Genomic DNA, 22,832 nt, shown 5'->3' with positions numbered 1-22,832 from the left:
ATGAGAGAATATAAACCAAAAACCAATGCACAAAAGAAAGTTTATTATAAGGATAGATTCTATGTATCACCTCAAATACCCAAATTAGAGGTAACAGATTCTATTTATCTAAAAGATGTAGAATCTTTAAAAGCACAATGTCCTTTGTTAGAAACCTATGAAGAAAGAGGAATATTAGTAATTTGGGTGGATAAAGATAATATATTCTCTCTTTTAGAATCATTGAAAGCTTTAGATTATGATATTTTAAGTGAGATGAGTGCGATAGATTATCTTGCGCAAAAGGGTGGTTTTGAAATTTTTTATCAATTACTTTCTATGCAGAAAAAGAGACGTTTGAGGGTAAAAACTTTTTTAAAAAAGGATTCTAAAATAGAATCTGTTAGCTCTCTTTTTAGTAGTGCAAATTGGAGCGAGAGGGAAATGTATGATATGTTTGGAATCTTGCCTTTAAATCATCCTTATCCTAAACGTATTTTAATGCCTGATGATTGGGTTGGGTATCCACTTTTGAAAAGCTATCCTTTGAAAGGTGATGAGTATGCACAATGGTATGAGGTTGATACCATCTTTGGTAAGGAATATCGTGATGTTATTGGCAAAGAGCAAAGGGATTCTGCAAGAGTAGATAGATATGATACAACAAGATTTTCAAGACTTGGTTATGAAGTTGATTATGGAGAGAGTATTAAAGAAGGTGAAGAGAGAGCGCATCCTATTACTTATCAAGAAGAGGAAGGAGTGCTTTTTGTTGCTAAGGTAAAACCAGAAAAAATTAAACACTTACAAAAGAGGAAATAATATGCAAACCCCAAATAGACTAATTCCTTTTTATGAAAATATAGCTTTTGATAGGATTAGCGATAATGTAATGGTAGTGAATTTTGGTCCTCAACATCCAAGTGCGCATGGTCAGTTACGTTTAATTTTAGAATTAGAGGGTGAGAGAGTTGTTAAGGCAACTCCAGAGATTGGCTATTTGCATCGAGGTATGGAAAAAATGGCTGAAAATATGATTTATAATGAGTTTTTGCCTACCACAGATAGGATGGATTATATTGCTGCGAGCTCTAATAATTATGCCTTTGCTCTAAGTGTTGAGAGACTTTTAGGTGTAGAAGTCCCTAGAAGGGCAAAAGTAATCCGCACAATGCTATTAGAGCTTAATCGTATTATCTCTCATCTCTTTTGGTTGGCTACTCACGCTTTAGATGTTGGAGCTATGAGTATTTTTCTTTATTGTTTTAGAGAGAGAGAATTTGCTATTGATTTAATTGAAGATTATTGCGGTGCTAGATTAACGCATTCTAGTGTAAGAATCGGTGGAGTGCCTTTGGATTTACCAGAGGGTTGGTGTGAATCTTTAAAACATTTTTTGGATGAATTACCCAAACAAATTGCTTTGTATGAAGGGATATTAACAGAAAATAGAATTTGGAGAATGCGTTTAGAAAATGTTGGTGTTGTTAGTAAAGAGATGGCAAAAAGTTGGGGATTATCGGGTGTTTTATTACGTGGAAGTGGTATTGAGTGGGATATTAGAAAAGAAGAACCCTATGAAATGTATGATGAATTAGAGTTTGATATTCCTATAAGTGATAGCAATGATAGTTATGGTAGGTATTTACTCTATATTGAAGAGATGCGTCAAAGTGTTAGAATCCTTTATCAACTCATTGAAAAATACAAAGCAACCGATACCCTTTTAATGTGTGAGGATACGCGTTATTTCTCTGCCCCTAAAGAGCAAATTATGACGCAAAATTATTCTTTAATGCAGCATTTTGTTTTGGTTACGCAAGGTATGCGTCCTCCTGTAGGAGAAATTTATGTCCCAACAGAATCTCCTAAGGGAGAGCTTGGATTTTTTATTTGCTCTCAAGGAGAGCCTTATCCTTATCGTTTAAAAATACGAACACCTAGTTTTTTTCATACCGGAATCTTACAGGATTTATTGCCTGGGCATTATTTAGCAGATGTGGTTACAATTATTGGTAATACAAATATTGTTTTTGGAGAGATTGATAGATGAAGCGATTTGATTTAAGGCATTTAAAAAATGATTTTGCAGGACGTTTAAAAGAGATTTTAAATAATGAATTAGAAAAAGAGGAGGTAGGGATTTTTTTGTTTGAAGTTATAGATTTTGACAATGTTCAAAAGAGTGCAAATATTGTTGATGAGTGTGGTTATATATTGATGAATTCTTTACGTTTTAATGAAGTAGATTGGACAATTGTTGTTAAAAAGGCTTCTTAAAAATGAGCAAAACAATTTTTTTTGATACTTATCTTGCGAATGGTGGGAAGATTACTTGTGTTGATGAATATTTGAAGCAGCAGGGTAGTCAGCAAGAAAGTATTATTTTATTAGGTGGTTTTATTCAAGAGTTTTTTAATTTATTACCTAATTTACATTTTCAAAACAAAGAAATTTTTTTATTGCATCCTTTGAATTTTTGTAGAGATCCTTTTATTAAACAGATTCTTTATGAGGTAGAGTGTGAGGAAGCAGTTATTGCCCTTTTGGCGATGTATTTGATTACCCAAACTAATGATGAAGTTTTGGAATTTAAAAAAAATCTTGATATTGGCTATCTTGCATCCGAATCTAATTTATCAGAAGAAGAATTAGAAGCCATTGAAGGGGTTTTTGCAAAATCTCTTAAAAAGACCTTAATTATAGGAGAGGATTTTTATAATTCCAAAAAGGCTGAAAATATTGCTAGAATTTTAGCTTTAATAAGTCAAAACTTAGATATTCAAATAGTGTTCTTAGAATCTATAAAAGTGCAAACAAATATGACTAAAACCCCTATTAGTAGTATTAATGAAGTCTATGGAATTGATGGAATGGTAGTTTATATTCAAGCAAGAGATACTATTAAATCTCCTTATCTTGAGGCTTCTAAGCAATTTGCTAGAGTGGGGAAAGTTTTAAATAATCAAGTTATTAATATTCAACTAGATAATAGAAATTTAAAAGTTTCTTTTGTTGAAAATCAATTCATAAAGGGAATGATAGGGATTTTATGGGTGCCAAAAAAAGAAAAGAATAGTTATTGTTATAAGAAAATTAGTATAAATAAGGTGGCATAATGAATCAGGTAAAAATTAAGATTGATGGTTATGAGATTGAGTGTAATGAGGGAGAGAGTATTTTAAATACAGCAAGAGCAAATGGAGTATTTATTCCCGCTATTTGTTACCTTACTTCGTGTTCTCCTACTTTAGCTTGTAAAATGTGTATGGTGGAAGTTGATGGGAAGAGAGTTTATGCTTGTAATGCGAAAGTAAAAGATGGCTTAGAAGTAATTGTAAATACCCCAGAAATTGAACAAGAGCGTAAAGCAATTATGCAAGCTTATGATGTGAATCATCCTTTGCAGTGTGGTGTTTGTGATAAAAGTGGAGAATGTGAATTACAAAATTATACGCATTATGTTGGTGTCAATTCCCAAGAATATGCCTTAAAAGATGAATATAAATCTTTTGATAGTTGGGGAAAGACTGTTTATGACCCTAATTTATGTATTGTTTGTGAACGTTGTGTAACGCTTTGTAAGGATAAGATTGGAAAGTCTTATATTAAAGCCCTAAAGCACGATGGTAATATGCCCTCTAAAGAATATAAAGATATTATGCCAAAAGATGCTTATGGGGTTTGGACAAAGTTTAAAAAATCTTTAATTGGTCTTAGCGGTGAAGGAGATTGTGGTGATTGTGGAGAATGTGCGAGTGTTTGTCCTGTTGGGGCACTTAGTATTGGGCATTTTCAATACCGCTCTAATGCGTGGGAGCTGCATAAGATTCCAAGTAGTTGCGTGCATTGTGCTAATGGCTGTCCTATTGAATATGAAGTGAAGCAAGCAGGCATAGGAGGGGCAGAAAAACAGGTTTATCGTGTTACTAGTGATTGGAATTTTGCAACCCTATGTCCTGCTGGGAGATTAGCCTTTGATGTAAATAATCAGAATATACAAAAGAATGAAAATGCTTTTAGGGCTACTATAGCAGCTTTTAAAGAAGCCCATACGATTGCTTTTAGAGGGGATATTAGCAATGAAGAGGCTCTAATCTTGCAGTATTTGAAGGAAAAAATGGGTTATAGGCTTTTATGTGATGAAGTCAAGGAGTTTTCAAAATTTCTTGAGGTTTTTTCTTATACATCTGGAAATTTAGGGGAAGCCACCCAAAAAGATATTATGGATAGCACATTAGTGATTTGTTTTGGTGGTGCTATGAGTTATGATATGCCAGTAGTTACGCATTTTATTAATAATGCTATGAAACAAAATAAAGGTGCGACTTTAGCGTATTTTCATACTATGGAAGATTGTGTTGCTAATAATTTTGTAAAACCTGCAAATCTTATTAAAGGTATTTATAAACCAGATTCTGAAGAAGCCTTTGCCCTTTTGTTAGCAAGTATTTGTATTCCAGAGGATAAGAGGGTGGAATCTTTAAAGAGGCAAATTGAAAAATATCAAACATTTATGGAAAAGGAAATAGAAAGGGAAGTTAAAACAAAAGTTAAAATTCCAGAACTTGATGAGAGTGGGAATGCAGTTTTAGATGAAGAGGGAAAAGAGAAATTTATAGAAAAAGAGGAGAGTAGTAAAGTTAAAGAAACTATTACAATTTCAAGTAGTCAGCTTATCGATTATTGCTCTAAGGATTTATTAGAATCCCTAGAGGTACTAAAACAATCTTTAAATGTTGCTAAAAATCCGATTTTGGTGATTGGATTTGATATTTATAATGCCCCAAATGCTCAAAACATTGCTAGAATCTTAGGAATGATTGAGAGATATTCGGGAGTCAAGATTTTATTACTTGCACCTACAACTAATGCTTTAGGAATATCGCTTATTTGTAACCTAGATGAAGAAAAAGAGGGGTATTGCATAGGCTATAACACAAAAGGGGATTATAGGATTGGATCTAGTAGTGAGAATATGCTTATAATGCCTTATTTAAACGAGCAAGAAGGCACATTGGTCAATATTGATAAAAGAGTGATTCCTATATCTCCTGCAACGCCTTATTATGGCTATGAGCTTAATGATATTGCAAAGGAATTGTGTTTAGATTGTGAAAATACCATTGATTATACCCCATTGCTTCCTTTAGAAAAAGGATTTAAATCTGTAGAATATGATGATTTAGAATATGGCTTTGCAAATGATGGCACAGAAATACGGGGATATTTATTAAACACTAATTATCCCTTAGAAGAAAATATCGAAATTCAGCCTGTAGAGTTAAAGCCATTACGAGAATATAATCTCTATATTAGAAACCCTATGGCACATTTTTCTAAACAAACTCTAAAGTCTAAATATATTGATTCTAAAAATGGTTTGCAAATTTCTGCTTCTTTGGCACAAAAACTGAAGTTAAGTGCTAATGATAGAGTGGAGATAAGTTTAGATGATGAAAAAACCTTGCAAACACAAGTTATCATTGATTTGGGTATGGAGGGTGATTTTATGGCATTGGGTGATTGTGAATTTGATGATTTTATCGGTAGTTCCCGTTATCTTAAAGCTTCTATAAAGGTTATTTGATGTTGGTTTATGTGATTGAGACTTTAATTAAGATCTTATTAGTTGTGTTAATTTTTTCTGCCTTAGGAGGCTTTACTACCTATGTAGAACGCAAAGTATTAGCTTTTTTTCAAAGACGTTTAGGTCCTACAATGGTTGGTCCTTTTGGGGTTTTACAGATTTTAGCCGATGGAATTAAGCTCTTTACTAAAGAAGACATTGTTCCTAGTGGTGCTAATCCTATTATTTTTAGAATAGCACCAGCAATTACTGCTGCAACGGCTTTTATCGCTATGGCTCCAATTCCATTTTTTCCTGAATTTGAAGCTTTTGGAATGACTATACAACCTATTATTTCTGATATTAATGTAGGGATTCTTTTTGTGCTTGGTGTCGGTGCTGCTGGTCTTTATGGTCCTCTTTTAGGAGGGATTAGTGCTAATAGTAAATACTCCCTTTTAGGGGCTGCTAGGACAACTATACAGCTTTTAAGTTTTGAAGTGGTGTCGGGATTATCGCTTTTAGCGCCTATTATGCTTGTTGGTTCTTTGTCTTTGATTGATATTAATAATTATCAAAGCGGTGGAATTAGTAATTGGTTAATATTTTCTCAACCTTTAGCATTTTTATTATTTTTAATCGCAGGATATGCAGAGTTAAATAGGACGCCTTTTGATTTATTAGAACACGAAGCAGAGATTGTTGCGGGATATGCAACAGAATATTCTGGAATGCGTTGGGGAATGTTTTTTATTGGTGAGTATGCTAATATGATTGCACTTTCTTTTATTGTTTCTCTTTTATTTTTAGGTGGGTTTAATCCTCTATGGTTTATCCCCGGAGGCATTGCCATTATTTTAAAAGTAATGTTTTTTATCTTTTTATTTATGTGGGCTAGGGCTGCTTATCCCCATATTAGACCTGATCAACTTATGGGATTATGTTGGCGGGTTTTATTTCCTTTGGCACTTTTAAATGTTTTACTAACAGGTTTTGTAGTTTTAGGAGGTGGATTATGAGTAAGTATGTAAAAATTGTTGATAAACAAAAGCCACTAAGTGATGGACAAAAATTTATTCGGTTTTGGAATCGAGCCTTTAGAGGAGAGATGTTTGTAGGGTTATGGTTAGTTTTCAAAGAGTTGTGTAAGGCGCAAATTCATACCGTGCAATATCCTTTGGAAAAATTACCTATTAGTCCTAGATATAGGGCTGTGCATGAGTTAAAAAGACTTTTAGAAAGTGGAAGTGAACGTTGTATTGGTTGTGGATTGTGTGAGAAAATTTGTGTGGCTAATTGTATTAGAATGGAGACAAGCTATGGCGAGGATAAGCGTAAAAAAGTGAGTGAATATACGATTAATTTTGGACGTTGTATTTATTGTGGTTTATGTGCTGAAGTTTGTCCAGAGCTTGCTATCGTGCATGGTGGTAGATATGAGAATGCTTGTGAGCAAAGGGCATCTTTTTCTTTGAAGCAAGATATGCTAACTCCCCTTGATAAAGTTTTAAAAGGTCAAGATTGTGAATATGATGGGGTAGGGAGTGTTAGTGTGGATGCGGATTTAAAAATCAAAATAACTCCATTGAAATATTTACAAAAGGAAGAAGAAAATGTTTGAGGCTATTGCTTTTTATACTTTTTGTGCCTTGACTTTGGCAATGTTTTTGGTAGTGGTTACTACAAGGAATATCCTTTATGCCCTTAGTGCCTTAGCGGCAGGAATGATATTTATCTCTGCTTTCTTTTTTTTGCTTGAAGCGGAGTTTTTAGGGGTGGTGCAAATTGTTGTTTATACCGGAGCTGTTATTGCACTTTATGCTTTTGCTATGATGTTTTTTGATACACAAAATTTACAAAATGAAAAGATTGAGAATCCTAAAATTTTATTTTTATTAAGTGGGGTTGGTGCATTGTTGCTTGTTATTATCGTTATAGCACCTATTATTGGGGAGAATCTTGCTGAAATTATCCCTTCATTACCTACACAAGAGGGAATAGGTAATGTGCAAATGGTTGGGTATGTGCTTTTTACCAAATTTTTAATACCTTTTGAAATTGCCGCTATTATGCTTTTAGTTGCGATGATAGCAGGAATTATTTTAGCAAGTAAGGGTATGAAATATTCTTTGACTTTAGGGGAGAGTGAAAACCATAAAGAGGAATTAAAATGATAACACTTAATCACTATTTAATTGTGTCTGCTTTGATGTTTATGATAGGTATTTTTGGGATATTAAGACGTAAAAATATTTTAATGTTGTTTTTTGCAACCGAAATTTTATTAAGCTCTGTTAATGTGGGGTTAGTAGCTGTTGGTTATTATTTGGGTGATTTAAATGGGCAGCTCTTTGCCTTTTTTATTTTAGCGGTTGCTGCAAGTGAAGTTGCTGTTGGTGTAGGATTGCTTATTGGGTGGTATAAAAAATACCATACGCTTGATCTAGATTCACTTCAAATTATGAAAGGCTAAGAATGGAAGCTTTTTTGTATAGTGCTTTATTTGCTCCATTGGTTGGTTCAGTGTTTGGGATACCTTTTGCTACAAGAGAAAAAGTTTTAAGTGTCGCTATTTTTGCTTCTTTAATGATTGGGGTTTCTTTTCTTTCTTCCTTATTTCTTTTTGTTTATACTTTTCAAAATGGAATCTTAAAATCCGTTTTAATGGATTGGATTGGTGCAGGGGGGCTTTATATCCCTTTTGGCTTTTTAGTTGATGGAGTAACTGCTACAATGATGATAGTTGTAACCTTAGTGTCTTTGTGTGTGCATATTTATGCGATAGGTTATATGAAACACGATAAAAGTTTTAATCGCTTTTTTATTTATTTAAGTGCTTTTGTGTTTTCTATGCTTATTTTGGTAGTTAGTGATAATTTTGCTGGTTTATTCATTGGTTGGGAAGGTGTTGGGTTATGTTCTTGGATGTTAATTGGGTTTTGGTATCAAAGGGATAGTGTTAGTTTTGCCGCTAATGAGGCTTTTATTATGAATCGTATAGCGGATTTAGGAATGTTGCTTGGCATATTTTTAATCTATTGGACTTTTGGAAGCTTAACTTATGAGGAAGTATTTAATAATATTTATGAAGCACCTAAGGGGATTTTGGTAGCTATTGGTATTTTATTGTTTATAGGAGCTATGGGAAAAAGTGCGCAATTTCCCTTACATACTTGGTTAGCTGATGCGATGGAGGGTCCAACGCCTGTTTCGGCACTTATTCACGCAGCGACTATGGTAACAGCGGGGGTTTATTTAGTTATTAGAGCAAATCCTCTTTATGTAATGATTCCAGAAGTTGGATTTGTTATCGCTTCTTTAGGAGCGTTTGTAGCGGTTTTTGCGGCAAGTATGGCTTTGGTTAATCGTGATTTGAAAAGAATTATTGCTTATTCTACACTTTCACAATTAGGGTATATGTTTGTAGCTGCTGGTTTAGAGGCTTATTGGATAGCACTTTTTCATTTGGCAACCCACGCATTTTTTAAATCTTTGCTATTTTTGGGTGCGGGAAATGTTATGCACGCAATGAATGATAAATTAGATATTAGTAAAATGGGGGCTTTATATCAGCCTTTGAAATACACAGCAATTTTAATGATATTAGCTTCTATTGCTCTAGCGGGCATTTATCCTTTCTCTGGCTTTTTCTCTAAAGACAAAATCTTAGAAGCCGCTTTTGGCAGTGGAGCTTATATACTTTGGGGTATGTTGCTTTTAGGGGCATTTTTAACAGCTTTTTATAGTTTTAGATTGATTATGCTTGTTTTCTTTGGGGAGAAAAAACATCAAGAGCATCCTCACGAAGCTTATCCTTATATGCTTTATGCAATGTTGCCTCTTGGTATATTAGCAGTTTTTAGTGGATTTTTTGAACCTTTCTTTCATCATTTTATCACACACACATTACCAGATTTTGATTCTAAACTTGATAGCCAAATAGTATGGAATCTTATATTTATCACCTCTTTTGTCGCATTAGCGGGGATTGTTTTTGCAGTTATTAAATATTACAAAGGCGGTTTTTCTCCTTGTTGGGAGCAAACTTTTATTTATAGGCTTTTGTTTAATCAATATTATATTCCTTATCTTTATGAAAAGATTTTTATTCAAAGTTTTATCAAAATTTCAAGATTTTTTTGGTGGCAAATTGATAAAAAAATCATTGATTTTATTGTTGATGGTATCGCCTATATGCTTAATGGAGCTGGTTTTAGGTTAAGAGTTATTCAAAGTGGTAATCTTTCTAATATGCTTAGAATAATGTTTTTTGGATTAATTCTTTTATTATTATTGATATTTATATCTTAAGGAGAGAGCCCTATGGATTATCTTTTAACTTTACTTATTTTCTTTCCTTTTTTAGCGGCTATATTTGCAATTGTTATTAGGAATAATCTTAGAGCTTATGCAATTATTGTTAGCATTATTGAATTATCTTTAGCGATTCTACTTTGGATGAGCTTTGATTCTAAAGCGGATAGTTTTCAGTTTGTTACTGCTTTTCCACTCATAGAGAGTTTTGGTGTTAATTATATAGTAGGAGTTGATGGAATCTCCTTATTTTTGATTCTATTGAGTGCCTTTATTAGTCTTATTGGCTTCATTTACCTTAATGAAAAAAGCGAAGTTAAAAAGCTTGTCATTTCTTTGTTGTTTTTAGAGGGCATTATGATAGGCGTTTTTTGTGCCCTTGATATGATTTTATTTTATATTTTTTGGGAGCTTTCTTTAATCCCTATGTTGTATATCATAGGTGCTTGGGGTAGTGGCAGTAGAATTTATGCGGCTGTGAAGTTTTTTCTTTATACCTTTTTGGGTTCTTTGATTATGTTAGTGGGTATTTTATATCTAGCCTATTATTATTATGCAATTAGTGGTATATGGACTTTTTCTCTTTTGCAATGGTATAGCATAGAAGTTATCCCTAGTGATTTGCAACTTTGGTTATTTGCAGCATTTTTTTGTGGATTGGCTGTTAAAGTGCCTATGTTTCCTTTCCATACTTGGTTGCCTTATGCCCACGGACAAGCTCCCACCATTGGTTCGGTCATTTTAGCTGCTGTTTTGTTAAAGATGGGAACTTATGGCTTTGTTCGTTTTTCTCTACCGCTTTTTCCTGATGCGAGTGTAGTTTTTCTGCTCCCTATAGCTATTTTATCGTTAATTATGGTGGTTTATGGGGCTATGGTAGCTTTTGCTCAAGAGGATATGAAGCAAGTTATCGCTTATAGCTCAATTTCGCATATGGGTGTTATTATGATAGGAGTTTTTTCTTTAAATATTGAAGGGATTGCGGGTTCTATATTTTTTATGTTAAGTCATGGGATTATTAGTGGAGCTTTATTTATGCTTGTTGGTGTGATTTATGATAGACGCCATACTAAGCTTATTAGTGATTTTGGCGGATTAACAAAAGTTATGCCAAATTATGCTGCAATTTTTGGGGTTATGATGATGGCATCTGCTGGATTGCCTTTAACTATGGGGTTTGTTGGAGAGTTTTTATCGCTTTTGGGATTTTTTGCCATTTCTCCTATTATTTCCGGAATTGCTGGAATTAGTATCATTGTAGGTGCGATTTATATGTTGCATTTATATAGAAAGGTATTTTATGGAGAGTTAAAAAATGAAAAGAATTTCAAATTAAAAGACTTAGATAAGAGGGAGATGATTGCTTTATTGCCGCTTGTAGTGATTGTTATATGGCTTGGAATTTATCCTAAAGTGCTTTTAGAGCCTATTAATAAAGGGGTGGAGAATATGCTAAATATCGCTCATTTAAGGGTGGTAGATGAGAAAAATTGGGAGTTTTTAAATATGGTATCAAAAGAGGATATGCAAAATATTCAAGAGGAGGTAGTCAATGTTGGAAGCTTTTAATATTTCCTTAGAGGGTTTAAATTTCTTTAGCATTATGCCAATGTTGATTGCCATTGTAGGTGCAATTATTATTTTGGTGGTGGATTTATGTATTAAAGATTCTAATAAGCAGCTTTACACCATACTTGCTCTTTTGTTCTTAATCCTTGATTTAGGGTATATTGTATTTTTAAATTTTGATTTTTCTTTAGCCTTTTTTGATTTGATTTTAATTGATGGATTGTCGCTTTTGGGGCAGATAATTTTATTAACCGCAGCGATTTTGTTTATCCCCCTAACATTGAATTATAATAAATTTCACGAATTTGAATATCCGGAATATTACGCACTTTTTTTGTTTTTATGTGCTGGATTGCAATTTATGATGAGTAGCGATCATTTAATTGTTATTTTCTTAGGTTTGGAAGTAGCTTCTTTAGCACTTTATACACTCATTGCTATGCATAATAGAAAAACTGCTTTTGAAGCTGCTATTAAATATTTCACAATGGGGGCTTTATCTGCGGGTTGTTTCGCTTATGGAGCAATGTTATTATATGCTGCAACTGGGTATTTAGATTTAAGTAGTATTATTGGTGTTTTACAACAAACTGATTATGAACCTTTTTATTTAGTCTTAGCGGGTATTGCATTTTTTATTGTTGCGCTTGGTTTTAAATGTTCATTGGTGCCTTTTCATACTTGGACTCCTGATGTTTATGAGGGTTCTAATGCTTTTTTAGCTGGTTTTATGTCTATTGCCCCAAAAATTGCAGCTTTAATAGTATCAATTAGGATTTTTAACTTTTTTATTAATGATATTTTGTGGGTTCATTATGTATTTTATGCCTTGATTGTTATTACAATGACTTTACCAAATCTCGTAGCTTTAACGCAAAAAGATGTGAAAAGAATGTTAGCTTATAGTTCTATTTCGCACGCTGGATTTGCCTTTAGTGCTATTTTAATTAGTAATGATATGGCTTATAGCGCATTGTTTTTGTATTGGATTTTATTTTTATTTACTAATTTAGGTATTTTTGGAATGCTCTGGATAACCCGATCAAAAGAGCAAATATGGGATACGCGTTATGATCACACTTATGAGAAATTTTCAGGACTTATCAAATTATCTCCTTTTATGGCAGTAATTATGGGGTTATTGATGTTGTCTCTTGCGGGGATTCCACCCTTTTCATTGTTTTGGGGAAAAATCTATTTAATAGGGGCGGCTCTTGCTAATGATTATTTATTTTTAGCACTTGTAATGGCTATTAATAGTGCCATTGCTGCTTATTATTATTTAAAGTTAATTGTCTATATGTTTTTAAAAGAACCTATTATTCAAGATGGTAGTATCTATTTGCAAAATGCTACTTTGCCATTGAAAATTATTGTGGGGATTGCTCTTTTGGGTGTTTGCTTTTCTTTATTTTTTGTTGATAAAATTTTATGGGTTATTAGTAGGCTATTAGTTATTTAAAGGGCTTTAGAGACTTGCCCCAAAAAGATTGAATTGCCTCATTCACAGATACATTAATTGCGTTGGTAAGTGTTTGTTGAATTTGATTAGAGGTTAAAGTAGCGGATTTACCAATGCTGAGATATTTGGTATTTTGCTTTTCAAGGGTGGATTTTCCGCTAAAGATTCTTGTTTCATTAGGGTTATGAAAAGCTAATTTAACTTCAATAATGGTTTCATTGTGAGAGTTTGAGCTAAGAAAATTGCCTTGTGTTTTTTGGTTATTAATGCTTCCAAAAAGAACTTCTAAAGAATATACATTATCATCAAGTATCGCTTCTTCTTTAAAGCAACCACTTGTTTCTAAAGCAGTTTTTAAAAGACTTTTAATCGTGCTTTCTTCAAAATTTAAATGGTTAAACTCTCCCTTTGCAATATAGTCAAATTGGTAAAAAACAATAGGTTCTTTGCAGGATTGATTAACATTGACATTAAGTGCTAAATTTGGCTTTTGCGAACAAGCATTTAGTAGTAAAAAACATATTGAACTAAAAGCTATCAAAGATACTTTTTTCATCGTGTTGTCCTTATACAGGAGAATAATTCTAATTTTAACATAAATTTGCAATGAGTAAGGAATTTAAGGATGAATATTTGTAGAGGATAGGACTTTAGAGGGAATATTTCTTACTCCTCCCTCTCCACTCCCTTACTATTCTCTTAGATTCAACAAAATAAAACCATAGAATGCCCCCCCCCCCACTATAATTAACATTATTAGCTTTTAAGTAAGGAATAGGAAATTTAAAGAAATTTTGTTTCTTAGCTTTAATAAAAGCTTCCCCTAATTGATAAGAAAGTGTATTTTTTATTTTTAAAGCATCTTTATAATCTCTATAAGATTCTAAGGTAGGAAGTTTTAAACTAGGATTCTTTTTTATCTTTTCTTGGTATTCTTTTTGTTCTTGTTTATGTTTATCTTTGATATAAGATAATACATAAGGCATTCTTATATATCCCCATAGACTTTTAGAGTTTAAAATCAAAGCTTCTCCTAGTTTATAAGAAAGATGAGATTTAATGCGGGAGGAGGCACCTAGGGGTTTGGGGGGATAGGCACTTTATTAGGCACTGGAATGAAAGGCTTTAATGCTGAAGCAATGGTTGCAATATTATGATATTCAAGGCTTATTTTTAGGTATTTTTCTCTTTGTGCGGTATGATTTGGCTGCGAAAGCATTGTTATAAAGCTTGAGTGATGATTGCTAATAATATCCTCTAAAGATTCATTAGCTTGATAATGCCTTTTAGTCTCTAAAAGCAAATCTATATAAAGCATTTTATAGAGTAAATTTTCTTTATCTGCTTCCATACAAGCTTTAATATGGGTTTGTTGAATAGTGTAATTGAGGTTTAAATCTCTACTTAATACAAACTTATAAAAACTACTCAAGGCTCTTTGGAATCGATGAGGGGTTATAGTGTATTGTTGTAATAATTGGTATTGTGTTTGTTTATCAAAGACTTCATAGGTATTGATTAAGACACTATTATTTCCTATATAATGGCTAAGTCTTGCATAAACAGAGGTTTTGGAGGTATAGATTTTATCAGCAAAGGACATAAAAGTAATTTCAAAAAATACTCTTTCTAAATTATTTAGGTCAAGATTGGCAGGGATTAAGGATTGGATAGAATATAAAAGCTTGTGATTTTTAAACCATCGAAGCAAAATCTCCATAGAAGAAAAATCATCGGAAAATAATACGACTTTATGATTTGCTTTTAGTTCCATTTCAATACAAGCTATGGCTAATTCTAAGGGTAATGTATGAGCGAACATTCTATCTAAGTTATTGCGGTATTCAGGGATAAAAATTACATCTCCACTTCTTATGTGTATAGCGATAAAATCTTGATTTTGTAGGGCTATTTTTTTAGCCGTATTTATAATATTTTTAAGCTTAGGCGTGAATTCTAAAGTATCCCAAATCTCTCTTAAGCCCTTCCTGTATTCACATTCTTGAATTTCTTTAAAAATCTCATAAAGTGGCGTAGGGATACTTAGAAAAAAGCAATCTTTAGTTGTGGTAGCCTCTATAGAGAGTTGCAGAAATTCTTGTAGATTATTGCCTTTTGGATAAGAGCCATTATAGACTCCTAGAGAGTTTGTATAGGAGAATTGTTGGATAAACTCTTGTGTGAAGATTGCTTCCTCACCCTCTAAACCTAAACCGGCGATTTTATTCCCTTCTATTTCATTTTTATTCCTCATAGGATTAAGATTATTAGAGAGAAAGTCATTTTTCCAAACAAAGCCAAATTTTGTTTGTCCCCCAAGCAAATTGCTTAAATAAATAGTATTTAGTAGGGTTATCATTCTAGCCCCTATGCCATCACTTCTAGCAGCTATGATTAGGCGATTATATGCCTTAGAGAGTATTTCTATGTTTTGCATATCCCTAAGCCGCCCTTTAAGAATCTTGACTTTGATAGCAGCAATATTTCCCCTAAAGGTGTTTTTTACCCTATGGAGCTTTCCATTAGCACAAAATTCTTGTAGAGGGATATAATGGGTTTTGTTATAGCTAATGGCAATTTTTATGGTTTTTGTGATATTTTCGCTAAATAGTAGTTGGATTGTATGAATTTCTTGTGCTTTTATAAGGTGTAAATAGTGGGTAAAAGAATCTTGACTTGCCTGTGTGGTTTCTATAAAGTTTATTGCTCTATAATCTAAGTCTTTAAGCATTGTTTATACCCATCCTCGTCTTTATAAAATCCGCTATTTTTTCTGCGGTATTACCATCACACTCTCCCATATAGTCTTGCCATAGTTGCTGCACTTTTACACTTATGGGCGGGATATGTTCTAGTAGCTTTAATAACTCCTCTTCACTAAAGGCAATATCTCCGGGGACAAAATGCAAATAGTCTTCATAAAATCCTTTTTGGCTTAGGTATTTTGGATAATCATAGGGGTAGAAATAAATAGGGCGTCCAAAATACGCATAAGTAAATATAATGGAGGAATAATCTGTAATTAGAGCATCAGCAGCATTTAAAACTAACCATTCTTCTTTTAAAGAAAAGTTATGAATCCCTTGTTGGTTGATGGTAGGTTTGGTAGTTGGGTGGATTCTTAGTGCAAACTCGTATTTATCAGAATATTTTTCTATAAAAGATTGGAAGTCTAAATGAAGATTAAAATCAGGTCTTTCCCAGTCCCTAAAGGTTGGGGCATAGACAATGAGTTTTTTATGAGGATTGACCCCTAAAATCACTTTTGCTTCTTTTTGGTCTATTTGCTTGTTGATAAGAATATCTGCCATAATATTCCCTAAAGGTAGGATTTGCTCCCTTTTGAGATTAAAAGCACTCATATATCCCTCTATTGCCTTTTTTCCAGATACGAAAGCATAAGAATAGGATTGATGAATTTTGGTTTCATATTGGTATTCTTTACTCCCTTTAACGGCATTATCACAGCCAAATTTTTTGAAAAGTCCTCCAGCGTGCCAGCATTGCAATACAAGGGATTCTTTCCTTGTGGTAATGCCAAAGAGGGGTTGGTAGTAATTATCGATTAATATAATGGGCGATTTTGCTAAATGATACATTCTTTTTATATCATCACTTAACGTTATTCTATAATTTAGGGTTGTGATAATAAGATTAGAATCTTTTAATGTTTCCTTAATAGCCCCTAGATATTTCATTTCATAGATACATTCAGCGAAAGTAACCTTTGCTTTGGTAATGGGTAAATAAGAGAAGATTTGGTAGAGAACTTTTAAGAATTTATGGCGGCATTGGTATTTCTTAAGCAATCGTCTATACCATAATCCATTAGCCATATCTAAAAGATGTTTTAGGGGTTTGATAAAAAAGTTTTTCAGCTTTTTATAGGTTTTTTTAAGCTTTCTATTGCGTCTAATGCGTAATATGGTTTTATAAATTCCACTCTTGCTATGATCATTGAATGCATACCATTTTGGCATATATTTTTGTTGGTATTGGGTTGGGATAATTTCTAATAGTTTTTGCAAAGGCTCTACTAACTCTTGGAGTTTAGCCCTCTCTTGCCCTATAATAGCCTGTTCTACAAGGAACTTTTTAAAATCAAAGTTTTTTAAAAAACGCTCATAATAGGAGTTTAAATCTAAAGGCATTTGGAGTTTTAAAATTCCCTCTTGCACCGCTATCATATCTTCTAAATAACTATTTTTCCAGTTACTCACAGAGTTATTAGCGTGCATTCGGTAATACAAAACGACTTCATCGATTAAAAATACCGCTTGTGTGTATTTAAGAAGTGATAAAGTCCATAAATGATCTTCGCACAGATGATGCCCATCTAAGAAACGCAAGTTATGTCTGGTGAGAAATTCTTTTTTGTAAGCTTTTGTGCTAGCACTTATTACATAAGCAAAGACAGGGATAAAGAGGGATTTATCTAAGAATCCTTTATGACCTCTTAGGTAGTTTTTATCTATGCTATAAGACTTGCTATGCTCCCAATAATACCCCATAAGTCCTGCTACAAAATCTACTTCATAGTTGCTAAACACCAAATAATAATGCCAAAGTGTGTTAGGTGGTAGCATATCATCACTATCTAAAAAAAGCAGTATTTCACCCTTCGCCTTTGAAGCACCTTGATTCCTCGCCTTTGTTAATCCATTATTTGCTTGGGTATAAACTTCTATATTTTTATGGAATTGTAGGAAATATTCGCACACCTTTAAGGTATCATCACTACTCCCATCATCAATAATAATAATCTCAAAGTCATATTCGGGGGTTACTTTTTGCTCTAAGATGGATTGTATCGTATCAGCAATGGTTTTTTGTGCATTATATGCAGGAATGATAATAGAGAATTTCATTTTTACGCCTTTAGTAGGGATTGGAAGTTTTGGATTTGCTTTTTGGATAATTTTTTGTTGGGGAAGATACTAGAAGTGCCAGCGACAAAAATATCTGCTCCCATTTCTTTAAATTTCTTAGCGTTTTCAAAACTCATATTTCCATCAACTTCGATATTTAGATGTTCTAAATTGTTTTTTAAAAGATAGGATTTAAGGTATAAAAATTTTTCTATAGCCATAGGCAGGATTTTTTGCCCAGAGAATCCGGGGTTTATTGTTAGAAAATTTACACCATTGATATGATGGTGTAAATTTTCTAGGATACATACCGGAGTTTGGGGGTTTAGAGCGATAAAAAGCTCACATTCATAGCTTTTAATGAGTGCGATAATATCCTCTAAATAATAACTTGCTTCAAAATGAATAGAGACAATATCTCCTTTTTGCAAAGAAAGTCTAGGGATGATTTTGAGAGGATTTTCGACCATTAAATGGAAGTCAAAGGGCAAGGAGGTGCATTGACGTATGGATTGTATGAAATCTATGCTAAAGCCTAAGTTGGGGACAAAATGCCCATCCATAATATCCATATGCAAATAATCAATCTTTGTATTTTCTAAAGTTTGTATATCACTTTGTAGGGTGTAGGGGTTAGAACACATTAAAGAAGCAGAAATTTTACTCATTAATAAAAGTCCCCTTTATGTGGAAGTTAGAAGTGGATGAGAGTGCTTGAAAAGCCCTTTGGCATTCGTGGAATTTAAAGGTGTGCGTAATGAGTTTTTGTGCGGGGATTTTATCTAGGTTTTTTAAAACAAAATCCCAATCTTTGGGATACTCACTATTCCATATCCCTTGTATTTGCAACTCTTCCCTTAAAATATTCCAATAGACTTTTTGGGGTAGATTTATCGCAGCTTTAGGGTTACCTACAAGGATAATTTTACCCCTACTTTTCGTAATTTCTATGCAAGATTGCAAGGATTCTTCACTACCGACACATTCTATGCAAGAGTCAAATTTTTTAGTTGTTGAAAAAATCACTCCAAAGCCTAATTGTTCTAAGAATTTTGCTTTTGCTTTATTTCTAATTAAGAAAAATACCTCTAAATTCGCAAGTTTAGCCCAAATTCCTATTAAAATCCCAATTACGCCCGATCCTATAATGCAAATCTCTTTTCCCTCAATCTTAGAGAGGGTATGTTTTGCTACCGCAGCAGGCTCACAAAGGGAAGCGTTTAGAAAATCAAATCTATTTTCAAAAATCTTAAGATTCCACAATGGGACAGATAAAAACTCTGCAAATCCTCCGTCTCTCCTTGAACCAAAGTAGTTATAATTTTCACATTGTGCGTAATTCTTGTTATAGCAATTTTGGCATTTGTTGCAAGGTAGTAGGGGGAATACCACCACCTTTTTGCCGATGAGATTTTTATCTAAATCCTCTGCTACTTCAATGACTTCTCCAGCGATTTCGTGCCCTAAGATTAGGGGATAGTGATAAGCCCCTTTGTAGAATCTGTCTAAATCACTGCTGCAAATACCGCAAGCTCTAATTTTCACTAACGCTTCACCTTTATTGATAAGTGGCGTCTCCACTTGGGTTTGCTCTATATCCTCAATTCCTTTTAATACCCACGCTTTCATTGCTCATACATCTCTCTATAAATTGCTTTAGCTAAGAATAAATCCATTATGCTTGTAATTTTTATATTCCTTTCATCCCCTAAAAAGGTATGCACTTTAACCCCCTTTGTTTGGCAAATTTGTGCAGTGCCGGTGATAGTGGCTTTTTCTTCAGGTTTTAAGCTCTTGATACAATCATAAATGAGACTAAATTTAAATATATCAGGGGCTTGTCCGTGAAATAAAGAGGAACGATTAGGCATTGCAAGGGCTACTTCATCTTCTACAATAATCATCGTATCTTTAACGGGGGTGATGGCGACACAAGCATCATATTTAAGGGCTGTTAATAAGCCTCTATTGAGTAACTCTTTGGTGATAAAAGGTCGGACAGCATCGTGAAAAAGCACTATATCATCCCCTTTGGTGTTTTTTATTTTTAAAGTATCAAGGGCGTTTTCTATGCTATCTATTCTCTCTTTTCCACCACAAATAATGTTTTCTTTAGGGATATTTACACAAGAGTTTGTAAGCAATTCCTCAAGATATTGTTTCCAATCTTTATGGATTACAATATATGAAGAATCAAAAAGTTGTGAATCTAGGAGATTTTTTAAGGTTAAGATAATCGTAGCAATGCCATTAATTTCTAAAAACTGCTTAGGCAGCTTCACATCTCCCATTCTCTTTCCGACACCACCAGCTAAAACAACGGCTATTTTCATAATCTTTTCCTTTTATAATCCCTATAAATAAAAGCTATTTTAAACACAAAAGTCAAAGGATTTTTAAGCATAGCCTCTCCTAAGCAATAGCTTAAATGCTCTTTAACTTTTAATGCTTCTTTATAATCTGCATAATGCTCTAGGGCAGGTGGTTTAAGTTGTGGATGGGATTTATAAAGAGTTTTTAAAACTTTAGATTCAAATTTATGGGTTTGGATGGTTTTAATGAGGGTAAAGGGGAGCTTTAGAATCTTTAGGGGAGATTTTGCTTTTAGCATTTCTTGACCTAGTTTATAGGCTAGATGATTTTTTATTCTTTGCGTAGCACCTGTTGGTTTGTTTAAATCTAAAGTTTTTAAAATTTTTTCTTTATAGGGTTGTGTTTTTTCATCGATAAAATAGGGATTATCAAAGGTGGCTAAGTATTCTTTAGCCTTTTGTGCAAAGCTTGGTTTAAATGTTTTGGAGCAGCGATTAAAGTGGTATTGGGTATGCTCGCAAACAAAGATGAAAAATTCTTTTTTTAAGGTATCCATTAAATGGTGGGTTAATAAAAATTCTTCGATTTGTTTAACCGCAACAAGGGAATCAAAAATGCCTGCATTACGAGAATATTGGCTTGTCATTGTAGAATTTTCTCGCACGCGATAAAAATATTTATTTTGGTTTAAAAAGGTGATTTTTTTTGCTAAAAGCAAAGATTTGATATGGGGCAGTATATCTTCAAAGAGTATATTTTCTGGGTAGAGTTTTCCATTTTCTAAGAGTGTTTGGAGGAAGCTAAAGCGGTAAAACTTAAAAAAGGGTGCAATTCTAGTAAAAATCTTAGATTGTATGGCTTTAAAATCGCAAATTTCTTCATCTTGCTTATTATAGCAAGTGGATAAAAACTTCGTATCATATTTTTCTAAGAGTTGGTAATAAATGGTAGCTCCACTTAACACTATATCCGCATTACTTTTTTGGAGTAGGGTATAAAACTTTTCTAAAGCATCTATTTCTAACCAATCATCAGAATCCACAAAATATACACATTCTGCATTTACATACGCAATACCTAGATTCCTAGCACTACCTTGTCCGCCATTTTCTTTATTAAGTATTTGTATGCGTTTATCTTTATTAGCGTATTCTTCAAGGATATTTAAGCTTTTATCTGTTGAACCATCATTAACACAAAGGATTTGTAAGCTTTTAAGGGTTTGAGAGAGTAGAGAATCTAAGCATTGCCTTAGGTATTGTTCTACATTATAAACAGGAATAATAATGGCAACTTTGGATTTCATAATCTTTTCCTTTTATAATCCCTATAAATAAAAGCTATTTTAAACACAAAAGTCAAAGGATTTTTAAGCATAGCCTCTCCTAAGCAATAGCTTAAATGCTCTTTAACTTTTAATGCTTCTTTATAATCTGCATAATGCTCTAGGGCAGGTGGTTTAAGTTGTGGATGGGATTTATAAAGAGTTTTTAAAACTTTAGATTCAAATTTATGGGTTTGGATGGTTTTAATGAGGGTAAAGGGGAGCTTTAGAATCTTTAGGGGAGATTTTGCTTTTAGCATTTCTTGACCTAGTTTATAGGCTAGATGATTTTTTATTCTTTGTGTAGCACCTTTGCCTTGAAGTTTTAAGATATACTCTGCCATTGCTTCTGTTTTTGGGTCTGTAAAATAAGAATCATCATATCCATTGATAATCTCTTGGGATTGTTGAATAAACCTTTCTTTGAATACTTTAGAGCAGCGTCTAAGGTGGAAGTTTATACATTCACACACAAACAGAGAAAATTCATTTTTTAGCTCATCCATAATATGATAAGCTAATAAAAACTGCTCAACTTGCTTTATCACTACAAAAATATCAAAAATTCCCTCATTGCAAGAATAATTGCTTCTCATTGTGGAATCCTTTCGTATGCGGTAGTAGTATAAGTCTTCTTTGAATATGCAAATTCTTTTTGCAAGTAATAGAGCCTTGATAGATGGGAAGACATCTTCGAATAATAGTTTGTTGCCCCCCCCCCCGTCATTTTATTGTTTTCTGGATAGAGTTTTTCATTAGTTAAAAGGGTTTTTAAAAAATCGTAGCGGTAGAATTTAAAAGGCACTCCAAATCCTGTAAAAATAAGAGGTTTTATTTGTTGGTAGCAATAGGTTTTGCCAGAAACATAAGGGGTTTTATGGAGAATATTAGAAAAGTCTGTTGGAAAGAATTTTTGCGTATCATCAACATAGGCTAATGCTCCACTTAACACTATATCCGCATTACTTTTTTGGAGTAGGGTATAAAACTTTTCTAAAGCATCTATTTCTAACCAATCATCAGAATCCACAAAATATACACATTCTGCATTTACATACGCAATACCTAGATTCCTAGCACTACCTTGTCCGCCATTTTCTTTATTAAGTATTTGTATGCGTTTATCTTTATTAGCGTATTCTTCAAGGATATTTAAGCTTTTATCTGTTGAACCATCATTAACACAAAGGATTTGTAAGCTTTTAAGGGTTTGAGAGAGTAGAGAATCTAAGCATTGCCTTAGGTATTGTTCTACATTATAAACAGGAATAATAATGGCAACTTTAGATTTCATTAATTTATAACTCTCTAACAACTATTGAAAATTGCACTTTTCAAACTTTTTTAGTCTATTTTTCAAAAAATAATCAAATCTTTTAAGAATGTAAGATATTTTGTGGAATATAGAGCAGAATTCAATCTTAATTACCTTGA

22 protein-coding genes are annotated in these 22,832 nt (G+C 33.1%); 12 read left to right on the top strand and 10 right to left on the bottom strand.

Features of this window, described 5'->3' with window-relative positions:
* From CDV25_RS02565 to nuoN, 12 genes are read left to right on the top strand one after another with little or no spacing between them, the layout of a single operon-like run.
* Positions 1–801 carry an NADH-quinone oxidoreductase subunit C gene (locus tag CDV25_RS02565; protein WP_108910645.1) on the top strand — a complete coding sequence of 267 codons (801 nt, stop codon included), beginning with the start codon at positions 1–3 and terminating at the stop codon, positions 799–801.
* A 1-nt stretch (position 802) separates the two neighbouring features.
* Positions 803–2,032: an NADH dehydrogenase (quinone) subunit D gene (gene nuoD / locus CDV25_RS02560; RefSeq protein WP_108910644.1), complete on the top strand. Its 1,230-nt coding sequence runs from the start codon at positions 803–805 to the stop codon at positions 2,030–2,032.
* Positions 2,029–2,259 (top strand): NADH-ubiquinone oxidoreductase subunit E family protein, encoded by a 231-nt coding sequence (locus CDV25_RS02555; RefSeq protein ID WP_108910643.1) that lies wholly within the window; start codon positions 2,029–2,031, stop codon positions 2,257–2,259. The genes nuoD and CDV25_RS02555 overlap by 4 nt, the downstream gene beginning before the upstream one ends.
* Positions 2,260–2,261: 2 nt before the next feature.
* Entirely contained in the window at positions 2,262–3,098 is an 837-nt protein-coding gene (locus CDV25_RS02550) for a hypothetical protein (protein WP_108910642.1), read from the top strand.
* A complete protein-coding gene (locus CDV25_RS02545; protein WP_108910641.1) occupies positions 3,098–5,569 on the top strand; it encodes an NADH-quinone oxidoreductase subunit G in 2,472 nt (823 codons plus the stop codon). Before CDV25_RS02550 ends, CDV25_RS02545 begins: the two co-directional genes overlap by 1 nt.
* Positions 5,569–6,567, top strand: a complete 999-nt coding sequence (nuoH, locus tag CDV25_RS02540; protein WP_108910640.1) for an NADH-quinone oxidoreductase subunit NuoH — start codon at positions 5,569–5,571, stop codon at positions 6,565–6,567. Before CDV25_RS02545 ends, nuoH begins: the two co-directional genes overlap by 1 nt.
* On the top strand, positions 6,564–7,169 hold the full coding sequence (gene nuoI / locus CDV25_RS02535; RefSeq protein WP_108910639.1) for an NADH-quinone oxidoreductase subunit NuoI: 606 nt from the start codon (positions 6,564–6,566) through the stop codon (positions 7,167–7,169). Before nuoH ends, nuoI begins: the two co-directional genes overlap by 4 nt.
* Complete coding sequence (locus CDV25_RS02530) at positions 7,162–7,722, top strand: NADH-quinone oxidoreductase subunit J (protein WP_108910638.1); 561 nt, start codon at positions 7,162–7,164, stop codon at positions 7,720–7,722. The genes nuoI and CDV25_RS02530 overlap by 8 nt, the downstream gene beginning before the upstream one ends.
* A complete protein-coding gene (gene nuoK / locus CDV25_RS02525; protein WP_034553713.1) occupies positions 7,719–8,021 on the top strand; it encodes an NADH-quinone oxidoreductase subunit NuoK in 303 nt (100 codons plus the stop codon). The genes CDV25_RS02530 and nuoK overlap by 4 nt, the downstream gene beginning before the upstream one ends.
* 2 nt (positions 8,022–8,023) lie before the next feature.
* The gene (nuoL, locus tag CDV25_RS02520; RefSeq protein WP_108910637.1) at positions 8,024–9,859 is read left to right on the top strand and encodes an NADH-quinone oxidoreductase subunit L; all 1,836 of its coding nucleotides are present in this window, start codon (positions 8,024–8,026) and stop codon (positions 9,857–9,859) included.
* Positions 9,860–9,871: 12 nt separating this feature from the next.
* Positions 9,872–11,431 carry an NADH-quinone oxidoreductase subunit M gene (locus CDV25_RS02515; protein ID WP_108910636.1) on the top strand — a complete coding sequence of 520 codons (1,560 nt, stop codon included), beginning with the start codon at positions 9,872–9,874 and terminating at the stop codon, positions 11,429–11,431.
* On the top strand, positions 11,415–12,893 hold the full coding sequence (gene nuoN, locus CDV25_RS02510; RefSeq protein WP_108910635.1) for an NADH-quinone oxidoreductase subunit NuoN: 1,479 nt from the start codon (positions 11,415–11,417) through the stop codon (positions 12,891–12,893). The genes CDV25_RS02515 and nuoN overlap by 17 nt, the downstream gene beginning before the upstream one ends.
* On the opposite strand, the gene CDV25_RS02505 is transcribed toward nuoN, so the two are convergent.
* From CDV25_RS02505 to CDV25_RS02460, 10 genes are all read right to left on the bottom strand, one after another.
* Positions 12,886–13,449, bottom strand: coding sequence for a hypothetical protein (locus tag CDV25_RS02505; protein ID WP_108910634.1), 564 nt, complete (start codon positions 13,447–13,449; stop codon positions 12,886–12,888). The genes nuoN and CDV25_RS02505 overlap by 8 nt on opposite strands.
* Before the next feature lie 94 nt (positions 13,450–13,543).
* Positions 13,544–13,918 carry a DUF8374 domain-containing protein gene (locus CDV25_RS10460; protein WP_239056404.1) on the bottom strand — a complete coding sequence of 125 codons (375 nt, stop codon included), beginning with the start codon at positions 13,916–13,918 and terminating at the stop codon, positions 13,544–13,546.
* A gap of 50 nt (positions 13,919–13,968) precedes the next feature.
* Positions 13,969–15,624: a hypothetical protein gene (locus CDV25_RS02495; RefSeq protein ID WP_108910633.1), complete on the bottom strand. Its 1,656-nt coding sequence runs from the start codon at positions 15,622–15,624 to the stop codon at positions 13,969–13,971.
* Positions 15,617–17,761 carry a bifunctional glycosyltransferase/CDP-glycerol:glycerophosphate glycerophosphotransferase gene (locus CDV25_RS02490; protein WP_108910632.1) on the bottom strand — a complete coding sequence of 715 codons (2,145 nt, stop codon included), beginning with the start codon at positions 17,759–17,761 and terminating at the stop codon, positions 15,617–15,619. Before CDV25_RS02490 ends, CDV25_RS02495 begins: the two co-directional genes overlap by 8 nt.
* Positions 17,762–17,763: 2 nt before the next feature.
* Complete coding sequence (locus CDV25_RS02485; RefSeq protein WP_108910631.1) at positions 17,764–18,429, bottom strand: ribulose-phosphate 3-epimerase; 666 nt, start codon at positions 18,427–18,429, stop codon at positions 17,764–17,766.
* Positions 18,422–19,390 (bottom strand): alcohol dehydrogenase catalytic domain-containing protein, encoded by a 969-nt coding sequence (locus tag CDV25_RS02480; RefSeq protein WP_108910630.1) that lies wholly within the window; start codon positions 19,388–19,390, stop codon positions 18,422–18,424. Before CDV25_RS02480 ends, CDV25_RS02485 begins: the two co-directional genes overlap by 8 nt.
* On the bottom strand, positions 19,387–20,094 hold the full coding sequence (locus CDV25_RS02475) for an IspD/TarI family cytidylyltransferase (protein ID WP_108910629.1): 708 nt from the start codon (positions 20,092–20,094) through the stop codon (positions 19,387–19,389). The genes CDV25_RS02480 and CDV25_RS02475 overlap by 4 nt, the downstream gene beginning before the upstream one ends.
* Positions 20,091–21,380, bottom strand: a complete 1,290-nt coding sequence (locus tag CDV25_RS02470) for a glycosyltransferase family 2 protein (protein WP_108910628.1) — start codon at positions 21,378–21,380, stop codon at positions 20,091–20,093. Before CDV25_RS02470 ends, CDV25_RS02475 begins: the two co-directional genes overlap by 4 nt.
* Entirely contained in the window at positions 21,377–21,994 is a 618-nt protein-coding gene (locus tag CDV25_RS02465; RefSeq protein ID WP_108910627.1) for a DUF8374 domain-containing protein, read from the bottom strand. Before CDV25_RS02465 ends, CDV25_RS02470 begins: the two co-directional genes overlap by 4 nt.
* Positions 21,991–22,692 carry a glycosyltransferase family 2 protein gene (locus CDV25_RS02460; protein ID WP_108910626.1) on the bottom strand — a complete coding sequence of 234 codons (702 nt, stop codon included), beginning with the start codon at positions 22,690–22,692 and terminating at the stop codon, positions 21,991–21,993. Before CDV25_RS02460 ends, CDV25_RS02465 begins: the two co-directional genes overlap by 4 nt.
* Positions 22,693–22,832: the final 140 nt, after the last annotated feature.

The organism is Helicobacter apodemus (assembly GCF_003097575.1).
GTDB lineage: Bacteria > Campylobacterota > Campylobacteria > Campylobacterales > Helicobacteraceae > Helicobacter_D > Helicobacter_D apodemus.
Note: the sequence above shows the minus strand (reverse complement) of the source record. Positions and strands in the feature narration are given on the sequence as shown.

Bases quoted from the DNA above. Each gene is read 5' to 3' on its own strand.
- CDV25_RS02545 (WP_108910641.1), top strand. From the start codon at position 3,098: ATGAATCAGGTAAAAATTAAGATTGATGGTTATGAGATTGAGTGTAAT.
- CDV25_RS02565 (WP_108910645.1), top strand. From the start codon at position 1: ATGAGAGAATATAAACCAAAAACCAATGCACAAAAGAAAGTTTATTAT.
- CDV25_RS02530 (WP_108910638.1), top strand. From the start codon at position 7,162: ATGTTTGAGGCTATTGCTTTTTATACTTTTTGTGCCTTGACTTTGGCA.
- nuoL (WP_108910637.1), top strand. From the start codon at position 8,024: ATGGAAGCTTTTTTGTATAGTGCTTTATTTGCTCCATTGGTTGGTTCA.
- CDV25_RS02485 (WP_108910631.1), bottom strand. From the start codon at position 18,429: ATGAGTAAAATTTCTGCTTCTTTAATGTGTTCTAACCCCTACACCCTA.
- CDV25_RS02470 (WP_108910628.1), bottom strand. From the start codon at position 21,380: ATGAAATCCAAAGTTGCCATTATTATTCCTGTTTATAATGTAGAACAA.
- nuoK (WP_034553713.1), top strand. From the start codon at position 7,719: ATGATAACACTTAATCACTATTTAATTGTGTCTGCTTTGATGTTTATG.
- CDV25_RS02505 (WP_108910634.1), bottom strand. From the start codon at position 13,449: ATGAAAAAAGTATCTTTGATAGCTTTTAGTTCAATATGTTTTTTACTA.
- CDV25_RS02460 (WP_108910626.1), bottom strand. From the start codon at position 22,692: ATGAAATCTAAAGTTGCCATTATTATTCCTGTTTATAATGTAGAACAA.
- nuoH (WP_108910640.1), top strand. From the start codon at position 5,569: ATGTTGGTTTATGTGATTGAGACTTTAATTAAGATCTTATTAGTTGTG.
- CDV25_RS02480 (WP_108910630.1), bottom strand. From the start codon at position 19,390: ATGAAAGCGTGGGTATTAAAAGGAATTGAGGATATAGAGCAAACCCAA.
- CDV25_RS02495 (WP_108910633.1), bottom strand. From the start codon at position 15,624: ATGCTTAAAGACTTAGATTATAGAGCAATAAACTTTATAGAAACCACA.
- CDV25_RS02550 (WP_108910642.1), top strand. From the start codon at position 2,262: ATGAGCAAAACAATTTTTTTTGATACTTATCTTGCGAATGGTGGGAAG.
- CDV25_RS02465 (WP_108910627.1), bottom strand. From the start codon at position 21,994: ATGAGAAGCAATTATTCTTGCAATGAGGGAATTTTTGATATTTTTGTA.
- nuoD (WP_108910644.1), top strand. From the start codon at position 803: ATGCAAACCCCAAATAGACTAATTCCTTTTTATGAAAATATAGCTTTT.
- nuoN (WP_108910635.1), top strand. From the start codon at position 11,415: ATGTTGGAAGCTTTTAATATTTCCTTAGAGGGTTTAAATTTCTTTAGC.
- nuoI (WP_108910639.1), top strand. From the start codon at position 6,564: ATGAGTAAGTATGTAAAAATTGTTGATAAACAAAAGCCACTAAGTGAT.
- CDV25_RS02475 (WP_108910629.1), bottom strand. From the start codon at position 20,094: ATGAAAATAGCCGTTGTTTTAGCTGGTGGTGTCGGAAAGAGAATGGGA.
- CDV25_RS02515 (WP_108910636.1), top strand. From the start codon at position 9,872: ATGGATTATCTTTTAACTTTACTTATTTTCTTTCCTTTTTTAGCGGCT.
- CDV25_RS02490 (WP_108910632.1), bottom strand. From the start codon at position 17,761: ATGAAATTCTCTATTATCATTCCTGCATATAATGCACAAAAAACCATT.
- CDV25_RS02555 (WP_108910643.1), top strand. From the start codon at position 2,029: ATGAAGCGATTTGATTTAAGGCATTTAAAAAATGATTTTGCAGGACGT.